Annotated in this window: 11 protein-coding genes; 1 reads left to right on the forward strand and 10 read right to left on the reverse strand. The window is 72.7% G+C overall.

Annotated elements, in window-relative coordinates; all coding sequences use genetic code 11:
• Positions 1–46: 46 nt before the first annotated feature.
• The 7 genes from fxsT to ACI2LY_RS03600 are packed head-to-tail and all read right to left on the reverse strand — an operon-like array spanning position 47 to position 9604.
• Positions 47–3904: an FxSxx-COOH system tetratricopeptide repeat protein gene (fxsT, locus tag ACI2LY_RS03570; RefSeq protein ID WP_404705659.1), complete on the reverse strand. Its 3858-nt coding sequence runs from the start codon at positions 3902–3904 to the stop codon at positions 47–49.
• Positions 3901–4908, reverse strand: coding sequence for a hypothetical protein (locus ACI2LY_RS03575; RefSeq protein ID WP_404705660.1), 1008 nt, complete (start codon positions 4906–4908; stop codon positions 3901–3903). The genes fxsT and ACI2LY_RS03575 overlap by 4 nt, the downstream gene beginning before the upstream one ends.
• Positions 4905–5930, reverse strand: a complete 1026-nt coding sequence (locus tag ACI2LY_RS03580; RefSeq protein ID WP_404705661.1) for an AAA family ATPase — start codon at positions 5928–5930, stop codon at positions 4905–4907. The genes ACI2LY_RS03575 and ACI2LY_RS03580 overlap by 4 nt, the downstream gene beginning before the upstream one ends.
• The gene (locus tag ACI2LY_RS03585) at positions 5927–7174 is read right to left on the reverse strand and encodes a toll/interleukin-1 receptor domain-containing protein (RefSeq protein WP_404705662.1); all 1248 of its coding nucleotides are present in this window, start codon (positions 7172–7174) and stop codon (positions 5927–5929) included. Before ACI2LY_RS03585 ends, ACI2LY_RS03580 begins: the two co-directional genes overlap by 4 nt.
• A 22-nt stretch (positions 7175–7196) precedes the next feature.
• The gene (locus tag ACI2LY_RS03590; RefSeq protein ID WP_404706469.1) at positions 7197–8081 is read right to left on the reverse strand and encodes a DUF4231 domain-containing protein; all 885 of its coding nucleotides are present in this window, start codon (positions 8079–8081) and stop codon (positions 7197–7199) included.
• 52 nt (positions 8082–8133) lie between these two features.
• On the reverse strand, positions 8134–9399 hold the full coding sequence (locus ACI2LY_RS03595; protein ID WP_404705663.1) for an FxsB family cyclophane-forming radical SAM/SPASM peptide maturase: 1266 nt from the start codon (positions 9397–9399) through the stop codon (positions 8134–8136).
• A gap of 1 nt (position 9400) precedes the next feature.
• Complete coding sequence (locus tag ACI2LY_RS03600; protein ID WP_404705664.1) at positions 9401–9604, reverse strand: hypothetical protein; 204 nt, start codon at positions 9602–9604, stop codon at positions 9401–9403.
• A 281-nt stretch (positions 9605–9885) separates the two neighbouring features.
• On the opposite strand from ACI2LY_RS03600, the gene ACI2LY_RS03605 reads away from it, so the two are divergent.
• Entirely contained in the window at positions 9886–11088 is a 1203-nt protein-coding gene (locus ACI2LY_RS03605; RefSeq protein WP_404705665.1) for an MFS transporter, read from the forward strand.
• A gap of 55 nt (positions 11089–11143) precedes the next feature.
• Here the strand turns inward: ACI2LY_RS03605 and ACI2LY_RS03610 are convergent, their stop codons facing one another.
• Genes ACI2LY_RS03610 through ACI2LY_RS03620 form a run of 3 tightly spaced genes read right to left on the reverse strand, consistent with a single transcriptional unit; the run spans position 11144 to position 15470 of the window.
• Positions 11144–13930 carry an amino acid adenylation domain-containing protein gene (locus ACI2LY_RS03610; RefSeq protein WP_404705666.1) on the reverse strand — a complete coding sequence of 929 codons (2787 nt, stop codon included), beginning with the start codon at positions 13928–13930 and terminating at the stop codon, positions 11144–11146.
• 14 nt (positions 13931–13944) lie between these two features.
• Positions 13945–14769: an SDR family oxidoreductase gene (locus ACI2LY_RS03615; protein ID WP_404705667.1), complete on the reverse strand. Its 825-nt coding sequence runs from the start codon at positions 14767–14769 to the stop codon at positions 13945–13947.
• Positions 14766–15470 (reverse strand): thioesterase II family protein, encoded by a 705-nt coding sequence (locus ACI2LY_RS03620; protein WP_404705668.1) that lies wholly within the window; start codon positions 15468–15470, stop codon positions 14766–14768. The genes ACI2LY_RS03615 and ACI2LY_RS03620 overlap by 4 nt, the downstream gene beginning before the upstream one ends.
• Between the last annotated feature and the right edge of the window lie 38 nt (positions 15471–15508).

The following is a 15508-nucleotide window of genomic DNA, read 5'->3' on the forward strand; positions in this document are numbered from 1 at the left end:
CACCTCCGCGGCCGCGCCGCACCGGGTGCGGAGCCTTGCTGACGGGTCAGATGGGCTGGGGTTCGAAGTCCCAGTGGGGGCGCTTGAGTGCCTCCGCCGAGCGGGTGTGGGGGTGCTGGGGGCCGAGGGTCTCGCGGAGCCGGGCCACCGTGTCGCGCCGCAGTTCCTCCACGTCCTCGGGCCTGCCGAGGGTGAGCAGGTCGCAGGCGCGGGCGGTGGCGGCGGCGAGGGTGAGGGGGTGGTCGGTGCCGAGGTGCCGGGCGGCCGCCCGGTGCAGTTCGCTGTCGTGGGCGAGGCTGATCGCCGTCTGGTCGTTCTCGGCGAGCCGGGCGGCCAGGTTGAGACGGCAGCCCATGGTCCAGGGGTGGTCGTCGCCGACGGCACGGGACATCAGCTGCCAGGCGTTGTGCGCGGAGACCTCGGACTCGCCGCGTTCGTCGCCGTCGGCCCACTGGGCGAGGGAGAGGTTGGCGAGGGAGCCCGCGGTGTAGGGGTGGTCGGGGCCCAGCAGGCGCAGATAGCGGTCGTACAGGGCGCCCGCCAGGTCGTGAGCGCCGCGCGGGTCGCTCATACGGAGCAGGGTGGCGTGGTCGGAGGCCATCATCAGGGTGTCGGGGTGGAGTTCGCCCTGCACCTGCTGCGAGCGGGCGAGGACGCTGGTGAACAGGGTGGTGGCCTCGTCGAGGCGGCCGTCGCGGCGCAGGCACTGGGCGAGGTTGTGCTCGGCGCGCAGGGTCTGCGGGTGGCGCGGTCCGAGGACCCGGCTGTGCAGCCGGGCGTTGTTCTCCTGCACGGTGAGGGCCTGGCGGTAGCGGCCGAGCAACCGGGTCATCCAGGCCAGGCACAGTCCGGAGTAGAGCGTCTCGTAGTGGTCGGCGCCGAGGTCGTGGGCCCGTAGTTCGAACAACTCCCGGTGGATGCGCAGCGATTCCTCGTACTCGCCGAGCAGGCCGAGGGTGAGGGCCATGTTGCTGCGGGCCCGCAGCGCGCGCGGTTCCTGGGGGCCCGAACGGCCGGTGTGGCCCCGCCAGACCTCCTCGAACAGGTCGCGGGAGCGCTGGAACTGGCCGAGGGCCATCAGGGTGCCGCCCAACCCGTCCTTCGTACGCAGCAGTTCGGGGTCGTCGGGGGCGCGGCTGCCGGACAGCTCGGCCACCGCGGCCCGGCCGACCGCCTCGGCGTCACGGTAACGGCCCACCCGACGCAGCAGGTTGGCGTGCTGGTGGACCAGGATCAGCATGTCGGCGTCGGCGTCCGGGTACCGGGGCCGCCAGCGGGCCACCGCCTGCTGGCACAGTCGCAGCCCGGTGTCGTACTCACCGCGCAGCCTGAGGGTGTCGACGCAGTCCAGCACCAGTCGGCGCACGCCCGGCTCGTCGCGGTCCAGGGTGTCGGCGAAGTCGAGGTGCGGGATGAGGGCCGTGTAGGTGTGCCAGCCGCGCCGGTCGGCCGGGCGGCCGGGGTTGGCGGCGGCCAGGACGGCGTTGGCGGCGCGGGACAGCTCCGCCCAGCGGCCGCGGCTGAGGCCGCCGCGTACATAGCGGTGGTAGAGCCGGTGCATCCGCGCCGACTCCACGCCGTACTCCAGGGACGGGTCCTGGCTGTAGGTGAGGTGGATGGCGGTGAGGTCGGCGAGGCTGGCCAGGGCGCTCTGCCAGCGGGCGGAGTCGGCGAGGACCCGGGCGAGGCGGCCGGAGAACACCGAGGCGGGGGCGGTCTCGATGAGGCGCACCGGGATGGCGTCCGGGGAGAACAGCACCATCAGCTCGATGAGTTCGGCGGCCTCGGGGTCGCGTTCGCGCAGCGAGTTCAGCAGCAGGCCCCAGGAGCGTACGAAGCCCATGGGGTAGTCGTCCTCGGTGCGCACCGCCAGTTCCTCCGGGGACTGGCGGTCCAGGTCGTCCAGATAGGCGTCCACGGACTCGGCGGGGTCGGCGATCAGCCAGGCGGTGGTCTGGGCCAGCACCAGCGGCAGGTCCTGAGCGGCCTCGGCCAGGCGCACGGCCTGCTCCTCGGTGGCCCTCGGGACCCGGCGGCGGATGAACGCGGTGCTCTCCTTCCGGGTGAAGGGGCGCACCGTGTACTCCTGGAAGCCGAGCAGGGCGGCCCAGTCCCGGCTGAGGCTGGTAATCAGCACATCGCCGGGGCCCTCGGGCAGCAGGTCGCGTATCTCGCCCAGGTCGTCGGCGCCGTCGAAGATCAGCAGCCAGCGGCGGCGGGGCCCGCCGCGATGGCGCAGCTCGGCGTGGACGGCGCGGATGCGTTCGCCGACGTCACGGGCGACCGGCAGGTCCAGATGGGCGGCGAGCGCGGCGAGTTCCTCGCGGGCGGTGCCGCGCTGTGCCGCGGTGACCCACCACACCACGTCGTAGCCGTCGCCGTAGCGGTGGGCGTACTCGGTGGCCAGGTGGGTCTTGCCGACGCCCGAGATGCCGTGCAGGACGACGCGGGCGCCCGCCTGGCCGAGGAGTTCGGACAGCTCCTCCAGGTCGTCCTTGCGGCCGGTGAAGTAGCCGTTGCGCCGGGGGGCCTCGCGGGCCTGCTGCGGGTCGTTGGGGAAGCGCGGGCCGTCCGGGTTCCGGGGGTCCTCGCCGGGCTCGATGCCGAGCCGCCGCAGGATCTTGTGGCGTGCCTCGGCCTCGTCGAGTCCGGCGACGTCGACGGCGCGCAGGATGTCCATGGCCTCGGGCAGCGGCTCGTAGGACAGGGCGATGGCGGCGAAGCGGTCGCGGTGCGGCTGGACGATCAGCCCGCACGCCTCGGCCCAGGCGGACTCGTCGCGCAGGTCGGGCCGGAGGGCGCGTTCGTTGATGAGCAGCAGGACGCGGCCGGGGGCGGCGAGCAGGGCGCTCAGCGATTCGGTGGGGGTGCGGGTGGCGGTGTCCCAGTGCAGCAGGGTGGTGGTGCAGCCCGCCCGGTCCAGCTGGTGCGCGGTCCACAGCGCCCAGGGGCGGCTCTCGCCCGCGTAGCAGATGCTGATGTGCCCGGCGCCGGGCCGCTGGGGGGCCTGCTCCTCGGGGGCGGCCTCCGGCAGCGGGCCGGGCTGCCGGACGAGCGGGGTGGGCAGGGTGTACGTGGCTCCGTCGGCGGTGTGCAGCAGTCCCCCGTCGGGGCCGACCCACTCCTCCACGGCCGTGTCCCGGCCGATCAGGATGGTCCGGGTGGAGCTGGCGGTGACGAGTTCCACCACCCGCGGGTCGGTGTCGGGGACCGTGATGGCGAACTGGCCGGGATCGAGGGGCGAGTCGCTCAGCATCAGCCGGGGGCCGTCCCAGCCGAGGTGCAGCCGGGTCGTCGGCAGCCCCTCCGCGATGATCGCCACGTCGGCGAGGGCGAGCCGCCGCAGCGGCGGCGGCGGTTCCGGCGGGTCGAGGGTCAGGCGTACGGCGGAGAGGGTGAGCAACTGCCATGCGGTGGTGGAGCGTTGGACGCGGTCGGGCAGGGTCTCCCACACCTCGGTGAACCAGCGGGCGACGGCGTCGCGCTCCTCCTCGACCAGCGCGCGCAGCGCGGGCCGCAGCGCCTCCTCGATGCGGACGTCGGCGTCGGGCCGCCCGCTCACCGCCTGCCAGGTCGCCGTCTCCTGGGCGACCATGGCCGGGGAGGCACCGGCGCGTAACTCCTGGAAGGTGGGCCAGAGCCGGTGGACGGGGTCGTTCTCGCGGGCCTGCGCGAGCCGGTCGGTGAGTTCGGCGCGCAGCTCCGCCAGCAGGGCCGGGTTCAGCTCGACGTATCCGAAGCCCCGGTGGGTGACGAGGTCGCCGAACCACAGGTCCACCTCGGCGGCGACGTCCAGTCCGGGGGCCGCGCGCAGCCGGACCGCCCGCATCAGCTCCGGTTCGATCCGGGCGGCGACGCTGAGCAGCACCGCGAGGGTCCGCCCCGGCCGCTGCTCCGCGTTCAATGCCGGGCCCCGAGTGCCTTGCCGACGGTGGTGCCCCGGTCCCAGACCACCAGCGGCAGCAGGGTGCGGGCCCAGCGGGGCCAGTGGCGCTCGGGCAGCGGTACGAGGGCGACGGGGGCACAGCCGCGGCGGCGGATGGCGCCGACGGTGGCCCGCCACTCCTGTTCGGTGGCCCGCCAGGGGTTGAGGGCCGGTCCGCCCGCGCCGAGGTCGGAGAGGATCAGCACCCGGGCACCGGGGCGGGGCGGCAGGTAGGGGCGCCGCCAGGTGGCCCGCGCGCGCTCGCCCGCCCCCCGCGTGGGGACGTCGGCGAAGCGCAGCACCTGGGTTCCGGCGACTCCGGCGAGCGCGCGGACATGACCGATCACGTCCTCCACGTCGCGGGCGAAGGGTTCCATGGCGCGGGAGGTGTCGGCGAGGATCTGCACCCCGTGGCGGAGCGTGGCCAGCGGCAGCCGGGGGATGGCGGTGAGCGGGCGGGCGTGGGCGAGTTCCTCGGTGGCCCGGTCGACGTCGAGTTCGCCTTCGGGCGCGATCCGGGACAGCACCGAGGTGAGCAGCGCGGCGGTGGAGCGGGGGGCGAGCAGCGGCAGGTGCGGGGGCTTCGGGGCGGCCTCGCCCCGGCCGCGCGGGCGGGGCAGCGAGGGGGTACCCCAGCTGTGGTGGGGGCGGTGCGGCTCGTCGCCGGGGACCAGCACGGTGACGGTGGCGTGTTCGGCGGGCTCGTCGCGGCGGCCGAAGACGGAGGGGTCGGGGTCCTCGGCGGGGGGCCTGCCGGGGTCCTCGGGGCGGGCCGGTGCCTGGCGGCCGGGTTCGTCGGGGGTGAGGTCCGCCTCGCCGGGGCCCGGTGGTCCGGCGGGTGTGCCGCCCATGCCGAGGAGGGCGGCGATGCGCGCGTAGTCCTCCGGGGAGCGGGTGCCGAGGGCCCTGGCGGCCCGCGCCACGTCACCGAGCCAGACCTCGCCGGTCAGTCGCCCGTCATCGAGCCGGACCTCGCCACTCACGCCGGGTCGCCCGTCATCTGCTGCGGTTTGATCAGCACGTTGCGGGTCAGCAGCCGCCATTCGTCGTCGCCGGGGCGGATGCCGAGGGCCCGGCAGGCGCGCAGGGCGTCCATGTACTCGGCGGTGCTGGGACGGCGTACGTCCTGCTTTCCGGCCTGGTCGCGGACCTCCATCAGCTTCTCGGCGACGGCCTCGGCGAGTTCCAGGTCGGCGGCGGTCACCTCGCCCGGACCGTCCTCCATGTGCTCCTTGGCGATCTTCACCAGCATGCGCTGGTCGTGCTCGGGCAGCATGTGGACCACACAGCGGCGCAACAGGGCCTGGGGCAGCTCGCGTTCCTCGTTGGTGGTGAGCACCACCAGGTGCCGGGCGCGGGCGGTGCCGTGGGCGTCGGCCGGGAGCACGGGCTGCTCGGTCTCGATGTCCCGGCCGATCTCCGCCACCCGGAAGCGGTGCGAACCGAGCGGTACGAGAAGGCTGTTGGGCACGTCCGGGTCGGCCTTGTCGATCTCGTCGATCAGGACGACCGCGTGGTCCTGGCTGCGGCCGGAGTTGACCTTGTCGAAGGGGTCGGGGCACGGGTCGGTGATCTCCGCGCCGTCGGGCCTGCCGCGCCTGCGGGCGGACTCGGGCGCGAGCGCCCACCACAGCACGCCCGGCTGGACGTAGGCCGCGTCGTCGGGGGCGTCGCCCCGGCGGGCCGCTACCTGGGCGTCACCGAGCCTGCGGACGCTGTCGAAGCTCCACAGCAGTTCGCGCGGCTGGGTGCGGTAGGTCACCACGTGCTCGTAGTACCGCCAGCCCAACTCGCGGGCGATGTAGGGCGCGAGGGAGGATTTTCCGGAGCCGGGCCTGCCGCGCAGCAGCAGCGGGCGGCCGGTGGCGAGGGCGACCCGGACGGCGAAGTCGAGTTCCGGGGCGATCACATAGACGCGTCCGTCGCCCCGGTCGGGGGTGTCGAGCCAGTCGGTGCCGCCCCGTTCGCCGGACCGCTCACGTGCGCCGGTCTGTTCCTGGGTCACCACGCCCTCCTGCCGCTGGGCTGTACGCAATCCCGCACCCGCCGGTCGACGGCCGTGACCAGCGTCTCATGCCCGGCCTCGAACCGTGGGTCGAGAACCAGCACTTCGTCGGGGTTTCCCGGCCAGCTCTCCCGGACGTCGACGCCCCGGCCGGGGATGACCAGGACGTTGAGCCAGGAGACCTTGCCGTGCAGCCGGTCGAGCACGCGGTGGACCACGCTCAGGTCGCAGCGCGTGGCGTCCAGCAGCAGGAAGAGCCGGCCGAAGCCGCGGGGCTCCTCGGCGCCGTCGAGTTCGTCGTGTTCGTCCAGGCCGATGGCGTACTTCACGGCCCGCTCGCACTGGTCGAGGAGGTGGTCCTCGGGGTCGTCGTCACCGGGCGGGCGGCCGTCGGCCTCGGCGATGTAGTAGCTGCGGGTGTCCACGCAGAACGCCCTGGCCAGGTAATGGTGGCCGATCAGCGGGGTGTTCACGGTCAGGACGACGACGCGGCGCACCGTGCCGTCGATGTCGCTGACGATGCGCCGGGCGTCGTCGCGGTCGACCCAGACCGGCAGGATCATCCGGGCCAGGTCGTCCACCCGTTCCCGCTCCAGGCCGCCCATGCGGGCGACGAGGATCGCCTTGAGGAGATGGTCCACCTCATGGGTGTCGAGCATCTGCGAGGCCAGCAGCAGGGGCGCGAAGCCGGGTATCAGGGCGGTGTGTTCCTCGGCGGGGATGTCGAGTTCGCGGGCCATCCGGGCGAAGACGGACTGGTCCTTGATCTCGCGGAGCACGATGCCGATGTTCTCCAGCCAGAGGCCGACTCCGTCGTCGCCCGCCTGCCGCAGCCGGGGAAAGAGCCCGACGAGCCGGGCGACCTCCAGGGCGGTGTCCGGGCCCATCCGCTCCACGTCGTCGGTGGCCAGATAGCGCAGGCCGGAGTCGCGCAGCTCGCCCGCGCCGACGCCGTCCACCAGGACGGTGACCAGCACCATGCCGGGGTACAGGGTCTTGCGCCAGTGCAGGATGTTGGTCTCGCGCCGCACCCAGGGGGAGCCCAGGGCCGCCTTGTTGACGAGGACCAGGGCCGCGTCGCACTCGCCGAGGAACTTGGCGAGCTTCAGCTCCCAGGGGCGGCCCGGCAGTTTGATGCGCTTGTCGAGCAGGACCTCGTGCTTCCTGTCGTCCAGGCCCTCGGCGAACGCGTCCAGCAGGCGTCCGGTCCGTTCATCCGCGCTGGTGCTGTGACTGATGAACACCCTGACCACCCTCGCCCCGCCTTCAGTCCGCGATCCACTTGGCCATCCAGCCCTCGTTCTGTACGGAGACGACGTGTTCGGCCCGCTCGGCCAGCCGGTCGGCGTCCGCTTCGGTGACCGGGTCGGCCTCCCGCCACCAGCGCAGCAGCCGCTCCAGCTCACCGGCGGTCCGGCCGAACTCCATCTGCTGGGCCACATAGCGCGCCGACGCCCCGTGGGAGACCACGGCGGCCGAGACGGCGGCGACGACGGGTATCCAGGCGGCCGCCTCCTCCACCGCGAAGGCTCCGGCGACCGCGCCCAGCACCACGGAGACCGCCGCGAGCACCTGCCCCCAGCGCTCGACCAGCCGGGCCCGCTCGCCCATCTCCACCGTCTTCGGCCGGTAGTAGCCCTCCAGTTGGGGCCGCAGCCGCGCCTCGACATAGCCGGTGATGTCCTGGACGGGCGGCAGCGGGCGCTCGACCGGGCGCAGGCCCGCGAGGGCGGCCTCCAGGTCGGCGGCCTCGGCGAGCACGGCGTCGGTGCGCTCGCGCAGCACCCGGTCGCGGACGTCCGTCTGCCGGTACTGGGCGACCCGGGCGAGCCGGACGTACAGCTCGCTCTTGAGTTCCTCGGACACCGAGCGCAACCGGGTCCAGTCCCGGACCCGGTCGGGCGCGGCTCCCCGGGCGGCGAGCGGGGCCGCGCCCGCGGCCAGCAGGGCCAGGAAGGCGCACACCCGGCCGGTCACCGGGCTGTGCGGCATCAGCTGCGAGGCGGCGGCGCCGAAGACGGCCGCGCAGACGACGGCGCCCAGGGTCGCCGCGCGTGCCCGGCCGATCGCCGCCTTGTGCCGGTTGGCCGCCTGGGACCATATGCTCTGGGCCCGCCAGACGTCCTCGGCCGTGCCCACTCCCCCGTCCATGCTCACGCAAGGATTCTGACGCGGCTTCAACTGCGGTGCAATGAGAATGCGTTCAATCGGTCAGGAGCGGTCCGGATCGCAGAACCGGTTCGATTCTTCGTGCGATATGCCTGATGAGCAGAGCGAGATCTGTGCAGTAAATCGACCTGTTACGGAATCCGGTGCCCGTCTGATAGCGGTGGGCGTAGTGCCCGCCCCCGCACACGCGCACGACCGGGCAGGTCAGACAGTCGCGGGACAGGGCGAGGGCGCCCAGTTGCCGGGCCGCGATGCCGGGGTGTTCCAGCACCTCGTCGAAGCTGTTGCGGAAGACGTTCATCCCGGTCGAGGGCGCGTTGGCATATGCCGATTTCAGGGAATCCACCTGTTCGATGGCGCCGTCCGTCTCCACCAGGACGGCGGCGACCGGGGAGAGTCCCACGGCTTCGGCGCGGCTGGGGAATCCGAGGAGCAGGCCGATGATTTCGGTGAAGATCCGAATACGGCAGGGCCGGTGGTCCTCGTCGAACCAGCGGTCGAAGACCCGGGCCAGCCATGCGCCGTAGGGCGCGCTCGTGACGGTCGCCGGGCCCTTGCCGGGCGGTGGGAACGCCCAGTTGGCGTGCGGCAGGAGGAGGTCGAGGGCGGGGGGACGGAACTCCATCAGGGAGTCGTAGACGTCCTCGGGGTCCAGGTCGAGGTCGATGGTGCACAGGATGCCCGCGTACGCCTCGGGGCTGCGGGCGAGGTGGGCGAGGCCGCGGGTGGCGGCGTCCCAGGCGGGGCGTCCGGCGTGGTCGACGCGGCGTTTGTTGTGCTCGGGGCGGCCGCCGTCGAGGCTGACGCCGACCCGGACACCGGCCGCCGCGAGCTGGTCCACCGCGTCGGGGTTGAGCAGGGTGCCGTTGGTCTGGACGCTGACCCGCACCGCGCACTCCGGCCCCGCCGCGGCCCGTACGGCGGCGCGCACCGCGTCGACCTGCGCGAGCGCCGTACGAGGGCCGCCCAGAAGCGGCTCTCCCCCGTGCAGTTCGACCCGGATCTCGCGCAGGCCGTGGGTGCGTACGTGCTCCCCGATCCGGGTGGCGCTGCGTTCCAGCACCGGCTGGGTGACCCGGGCGGGTCTGCCGCGCCAGGAGTCGTCGGCGGCGTTGTAGACGTAGCAGTAGTGACAGAGGAGGTTGCAGCGGCTGTTGAGCTTCAGGACGAACTGGTGGAACGGGACCGGTTCGGTGCCCGCCGCGCGGAGGGCGGGCACGTCCAGCAGCCGGTGCGGCCATGGGGCCGACGCGTGCACGTCCGCCGTGTCCGCCGCTCCCCCGTCCGGACCGTGGTTCACCTCAGGGACTGTCCTCGTAGTAGGCGATCGGCCGTCCCACGGTGTGCTTCTCCCGTTCCCGCAGCTCGCGCAGCACTTCGGTGAGCACGGGGTGGCCGTGGTCGTGCGGCGGGCGGTCCTGGCCGCCGCCGGGCACGGGACCGAGCCGGACGGCTCGGCCGGGGCCGACGGCCACGAAGTGGTCGTCCAGCCGGGGATTCGACACTCTGCTCCCTCCGCGTTCAGCCACGCGGGCGTGGCTGTGCCCGGTCGCGTCGCGCGGGACGGGCAACGGGGCCAATCGTAGAGGCAGCCGGGTGCCCGCGAGTCGCCAACGGCCCTTCCGCCCCAGGCGAGTCGGGCAGGTGAGCGAACGCGGCGCGGGCATCCGGCGCGTCGGACGGGACGGTGGCCCGGCATACCGATCGGTAGTTCCGCTAGCCTCACGATCCGGAGCAGTCGATCGAGCTCGGTGATCGTGGGTTGCCAGACACGGGGAGTGAATCTATGCGGACCGGCTTAGAGCCGTCGGAGCCTGCGGTCGAGACCACCGACAAGCGATCTCTACGGCACGCGCTGTTGATCTCGCTGGCGAGTGGGATCGGCTACATGCCGTTCGCTCTGACCATCCCGGTCCTGCCCGGCCATGTCACCGACCACCTGCACGGTGGCCCGGCGGAGGTCGGCGCGGTCATCGGCGGTTACGCGCTGACCTCGCTGCTGTCCCGCCCGGTGTCCGGCGCGCTGATGAACCGCCTCGGCGCCCGGGCCCTGACCATCGGCGGCACGGTGCTGACCTCGCTCGCCACCGTCTGCTATCCGCTGGCCGGCTCGATCGCCGAACTCATCGCCCTGCGCATGCTGGTGGGCGTCGGCATGGGCGTGATGCTGGCCGCGACCGGGGTCTGGCCGGTCCAGCTGGTCGCCAAGGACCGGCAGAGCTGGGCGCTGGGACTGGGCGGCACCGTCAACTACGTGGCCATCGGCGTGGGCGCTCCGCTGGGTACGGTGATCGAGCATCTGGTGGGCACCGCGAGCATGTTCGTGATCTCCGGCCTGATCGCCCTGCTCGTCATCCCCCTCGCTCTGTGCGTACCCGAGGTGCGCCTCGCCGCGAAGACGGAGCGGGCCGACATCGAGCAGGGCCGGGCACTGCTCGGCACCGCGCTGCCCAGCGTCGCGCTGATCTTTACCGCGTTCGGCTTCGCGGCGGTCTCCAGCTTCGCGGTGGCCAAGTTCAACAGCCTCGGTGTCGCCGGGGGTGCGGCGGTGGTCACCGCGTACTCCCTGACCGTGGTGCTGTTGCGCGTCGCGGGCACCTGGATTCGCTGGGAGGCCACGCGACCCGTCGCGCTCGCCGGTCTGTTCCTCGTCGAGGCTCTGGGGGTCGCGCTCATCGGGGTGTCGGACGACCTCGGTACGGGGGTGATCGGCGGTGTGCTCGTCGGTCTGGGCATGTGGCAGATCTACCCGGTGCTGGGGCTGTTCGTGGTCCGCTCGGTCAGCGAACGCCAGCGCGCCACGGCGCTGTCCACCTTCGGTGCCTGCTTCACCGTGGGCCTCGCCGCGGGCAGCGGCTCCCTCGGCCTGGTCGCCCAGGCCACCGGCTACCAGACGATGTTCCTCGTCTGCGCGGCCTGCGTCGGCCTGGGCCTGCTGGTGGCCGTGGCGTCGGCGCGGGTCGCGGGATCGGCCGACACCTCCCGGTGACGAGGCGCACTCGGCGCCTCGCCCCGAAGCACCCGAAGCACCCGACCGCTCGACGTCACCGGTCGGCTTCGCCGAGCCGCCGGACGAGTTCGACGAACTGCGCCGCGGTCGAATGGCCGTAGAACTGCCTCGGTGTCACCTTCGGCAGATTCCGGTCCCGCATCTCGGCGAGAACTCGGACCACCAGGAGTGAGTTCCCGCCCAGGGTGAAGAAGTTGTCCTCCGGGCGCACCGGGGTCTTCAGCAGGTCGCTCCAGATGCTCAGGACGACGTCGGCCACCCCGCCGGAGGAGGTCTCCGGGGCGTCGGACGCGGGCGCCGGTACGGATGCGCCGGTCGGCCCGGTCCGTGGATCGGGCAGCCTGGAGGTGTCCGGCTTCCCGTTGATCGTCAGCGGGATCTCGGCGACCTCGGTGATCGTCGTGGGCATCATGTAGTCGGGGAGCATCGCCTTGGCATGCGTGAGGACCTGCGCGGAGTCTGCGGCTGCCTCGAGGACGACGTAGGCGTCGATCCGGCTGCTCGCCGGATCGTCCGGCTGTTCCCGGTCGACCACGACGGCCGCGGCGGTCACCTGGGGCGCGCCCAGCAGGACCGTGCGGATCTCATCCAGTTCGATGCGGTGACCGCGCACCTTGACCTGGTTGTCCAGCCGACCGAGGTGATCGAGGCGGCCGTCGGGACGCAGCCGCCCCTTGTCGCCGCTGCGGTAGATCCGTTCACCGGTCAGCTCGTCGACGACGAACCGCTGCCCGGTCAGCTCGGGCAGCGCGAGGTAATGGGCGGCCACTCCCGCGCCGCCCACGTAGATCTCACCCGAGGCTCCGGGCGGCAGGACCCGGCCTTGTTCGTCCCGGACGGACACCGACCAGCCCGGCAGCGGACGGCCGACCGAACGTGAGCCCGCCACGACCTCCCGCGGTGTCACCGTCTGGGCGGTCACGTGCACGGTGGTCTCGGTGATGCCGAACATGTTGACCACCCGGCAATCGGCGGCCGGATGCCGGGCGAACCACGGAGCCAGCATGCGCACGTCGAGCGGTTCGCCGCCGAAGACGACCAGTCGGAGGGCCGCCAGGTCGCCGCGGACTCGGAGATCGTGCCGGATGAGCTGCGCGAACGCCGACGGCGTCTGGTTCAGCACCGTGACGCGCTGCTCCGCCAGCAGAGCGTAGAACTCCTCCGTGTCGCGGGTGGTCCAGTAGGGCACGACGACGAGGCGACCGCCGGTGAGCAGACACCCCCAGATCTCCCATACGGAGAAATCGAAGGCGCTGGAGTGGAACAGCGTCCAGGTGTCGCCCGGACCGAAGGCGAAGTCCTCGGCGGTGGCCCCCATCAACGCCAGGACGTTGCGGTGGGGTACGACCACGCCCTTGGGCGTGCCGGTGGAACCGGACGTGTAGATCACGTAGGCGGGGTCGTCGCCCTCGGCGGAGGGTCGTGCACCGGCCGTCGACCGGCCCGCTCCGAGTTCCGTCAGCGCGGCGGGGGTCAGCTGCCGGGTCCCGGGGACCGGGGGGAACTCCGGTGCGCGGGTGATGATGACGGGCATCTCCGCGTTCCGCGCGGTGAAGCGCAGGCGCTCCGCCGGATAGCGCGGGTCCATCGGTACGTACGCACAGCCCGCCTTGAGGACACCGAGCAGGGTGACCACGAGATCGGCGTCCCGTTCCAGGCAGACGCCGATCCGGCTGCCGGGCGCGATGTCCAGCGTGGACAGGCCCGCCGCCACCGCGTCGGCTCGATCGTCCAGTTGGCGGTAGGTCAGCCGCTCGTCGCCCGCCTGCACCGCCACGGCGTCCGGCTGCTGGGCGGCCATCTCCTCGAAGGCGCGATCGATCCTCCCCCGCGCCCGCGGACCCTGCCCCGCTCCGCCTGCCCGGAGGAGTTCCACCTGTTCGGCGCGCGGCGACAGTTCCAGCTCGGACAGCGGCCGATCCGCCGTACCGTCCGCCAGTTGCCGGGCCAGATGCGCCACATGTGCGCAGAACCGCTCCGCGACGGAAGCGTCCACAATGCCCCGGTCGAACCGGCAGGTCGCGTACGACGAGCCCCGGTCGAGCTGGATGGTGAGCGGGAAGACGGGCGACAGGCAGGCCGTGTAGCCGCCCTCGTCGAAGGCCGGGCTCAGGATGACGCCGACCGGCGGCGGCTCCTGCGGCGTGACCGGCGCCTTCTCGAACCGGTGGAGGAAGTCCGCGATCGAGGACTCCGGATGCTCGTCCACCGGATGAACGCGGATCGGTTCGCCGGTGCCGTCGTCCACGTCGTCCAGGTCCAGCACGCCCAACTCCGCCCGATTCCCGCCGCTGTACCGGCTCACGGCCAGCGCGATCGCGGGGAGGAGCCGTTCGGCACGGCCGCCGAGGGCGGTGAGATCGATCCGCGCACTGCCGACGGCCCCGCGCAGCTCCGGGTCGCCCATGCCCCACTCGAGGCCGCCGCGATATCCGAGGCCCGGCCGGGCGGCGGCAGCGGCGGGCAGGCGTGGCATGTCATCGCCGGACCCGCTCAGCAGCAGCCGGGCGATGCGCCGCAGCACGGTCGGCGGGATCACCGTGCGGACGGCCACCAGTACCAGGTCCACGGCCCCATCGGCGTACCGGAGGGCCACGACCCGCAAGGGGGGTGCACCCGCGTGGATCGGCCGCAGGGCCTCGGCGCGCCTCCGGTTCTCGGCCGTCGGCTCGTCCGCGCCGGTCGGCACCGAGGTCTGCCAGACGCGGACCGGAGCGGGTATCGCGCCGGACAGCAGGCGGTCCGGGTCCGCTGTGCCGGGGAGCCGCAGGACGAGGCTGTGGCAGCCGGCGGCGGGATCGTCGATCGTCGGTGTCGTCACGAATGACCTCCTGGTCATCGGGAGGTGAAGCCGCCGTCCACGGTCAGGACGCTGCCGGTGACCTGGCGGGACTCGTCCGCCGCGAGCCACAGCGCCGCGTTCGCGATGTCGGACGGCTCGATCAGCGCGTTCATCGGCTGGTCCCGGACGAAGATCCGCTCGTGCTCGGCGACCGGGACCTCCAGCGATCGGGCGATCTCGGCGAGCATCCGGCCCTCCAGCACCGCGTCGTCCCGGACCGACCCGGGGCACAGCGCGTTCACCCGTACCCGCGTCGGCGCGTAGTCCAGGGCCGCGGCCTTGGTCAGGCCGATCAACCCGTGCTTGGCCGCGACATAGCTCGCGAAGTGCCGGTATCCGACCGTGCCCGCGGTCGAGGACACGTTGATGATGCTGCCGGATCTGCGCTGGACCATCACCGGTGCGACCGCCTTCATCATCCGCCAGGCGCCGGAGAGGTCGATGTCGAGCATGAGCGACCACTCCGGCTCGGTGATGTCATGCACGACCTTTCCGGAAGGCGAGGCGATACCGGCGTTGTTGACCAGCACGTCCACCGTGCCGAACCGGTCCAGCGCCTGCTCGACCGCCCGCTCGCACTGCCGGGCGTCCCGTACGTCGACGGCGGCGGTCTCGGTCGCGGCGCCCGCGCGTTCGCACAGGGTCGCGGTGTGTTCCAGCTGGCCGGACGATCCGAGCGGGTAGGGCACGTCGGCCAGGTCCCGCGTGATGTCCAGCAGCAGCAGGTCGGCTCCCTCGTCGGCGAACCTGAGCGCGCAGGCGCGGCCGAGGCCGCGGGCCGCACCGGTGATGATCACGGTCTTGCCGGTCAGCCTCATGCCGGAGTCCCGGCCACCACACGCAGCACCCGTTCCGGCTCATCGGCCAGGAACATATGGCCACCGGGGAGTTCCCGGTAGGTGAACGGCCCCCGCGTCTCCTCGGCCCATTGTTCGGACTGTTCCCGGGAGACGAGTTCGTCCTGTTCGCCGCGGAGCGCGGTGATCGGCACGGAGAGCGGCTCGGTGCCGGTCGCCCGGTAGTTCTCGTGCATCTCGACGTCGGCGCGGAGCAACGGGAGCAGGATCTCGACCAGTTCGGGATCGTCGAAGGCGGCATGCCGGTAACCGGCGAACCGTTGCACCCCGGCCAGGAACTCGTCGTCGGCGAGGCCGGTCGCCCGTTCGGTCCGCCCGTTGCGCGGTCCCGGTGATCCGCTGATGAACAGATGACACAGTCCGGGGTGGCCGATCCGCTCGAGTTCCCTGGCGATCTCGTAGGCGAGCACCGCTCCGAGGCTGTGCCCGAACAACGCGATGGCCGCTCCCTCGCCCGCGTCGGCCACGATCCTCGGGGTCAGCTCGGCCACGGCGGCGGCGACGTCGGTGAAGGGGTCGTCGAGGAATCGCTCCTCGCGCCCCGGCAGCTGGACCGGAAGCAGGGTGGCCTCCGATGTGCCCAGCTTTTCCCATTCCCGGAAGAAACCGGCACCACCGCCCGCGAAAGGCAGACAGGCGATAACGAGCTGCTGTGCACCCATGGACCTCATCTTTCCTCGTCGTCACGGCAGTTTCGGCA

The sequence above is a fragment of the Streptomyces sp. NPDC002176 genome, from assembly GCF_044903645.1.
Taxonomy (GTDB): domain Bacteria; phylum Actinomycetota; class Actinomycetes; order Streptomycetales; family Streptomycetaceae; genus Streptomyces.

Coding starts and splice junctions, on each gene's coding strand:
- ACI2LY_RS03615 (WP_404705667.1), bottom strand. CDS start 14,769: ATGAGGCTGACCGGCAAGACCGTGATCATCACCGGTGCGGCCCGCGGC.
- ACI2LY_RS03605 (WP_404705665.1), top strand. CDS start 9,886: ATGCGGACCGGCTTAGAGCCGTCGGAGCCTGCGGTCGAGACCACCGAC.
- ACI2LY_RS03620 (WP_404705668.1), bottom strand. CDS start 15,470: ATGGGTGCACAGCAGCTCGTTATCGCCTGTCTGCCTTTCGCGGGCGGT.
- ACI2LY_RS03590 (WP_404706469.1), bottom strand. CDS start 8,081: ATGGACGGGGGAGTGGGCACGGCCGAGGACGTCTGGCGGGCCCAGAGC.